1 protein-coding gene is annotated in these 454 nt (G+C 65.4%); it reads left to right on the forward strand.

The annotated features are described in order from the left end of the window. Positions 1-8 precede the first annotated feature (8 nt). A complete protein-coding gene (locus tag TN53_RS42375; RefSeq protein ID WP_046264242.1) occupies positions 9-449 on the forward strand; it encodes a DUF7144 family membrane protein in 441 nt (146 codons plus the stop codon). Positions 450-454 lie beyond the last annotated feature (5 nt).

Genomic DNA, 454 nt, shown 5'->3' on the forward strand with positions numbered 1-454 from the left:
GGCTCAAGATGACCGCCACACACACCCGGCCGGCAGACACGGCGAAGCAGGAATGGGCAACCGGCCTGACAGCCTTCGCGGCCGTCATGCTCTTCCTCGTCGGCCTGCTCGACCTCTTCCGGGGCATCATGGCCATCGCCGAGGACGACATCTTCCTCACCACGCGCAATTACGTGTTCGAGTTCGACCTGACCGGCTGGGGCTGGATCCACCTCGCTCTGGGCGTGGTGGCCGTGATCGTCAGCATCGGGCTGCTCCGGCCTGCGACCTGGGCGCGCGTTCTCGGCGTGGCCATCGCCGGACTCGTCATCATCGCCAACTTCCTCTCGCTTCCGTACTACCCGGTGTGGTCGGTCGTGATGATCGCCATCTCGGCCTTCATCATCTGGGCGCTGTGCGTGGTCCAGCGCGGCAACCTCTACGACCTGTCAGAGGAGCGCCCGCTGTAGGACGA

The sequence above is a fragment of the Streptomyces sp. WM6386 genome (genome assembly GCF_000972385.1).
GTDB lineage: Bacteria > Actinomycetota > Actinomycetes > Streptomycetales > Streptomycetaceae > Streptomyces.

Coding starts and splice junctions, on each gene's coding strand:
- TN53_RS42375 (WP_046264242.1), top strand. CDS start 9: ATGACCGCCACACACACCCGGCCGGCAGACACGGCGAAGCAGGAATGG.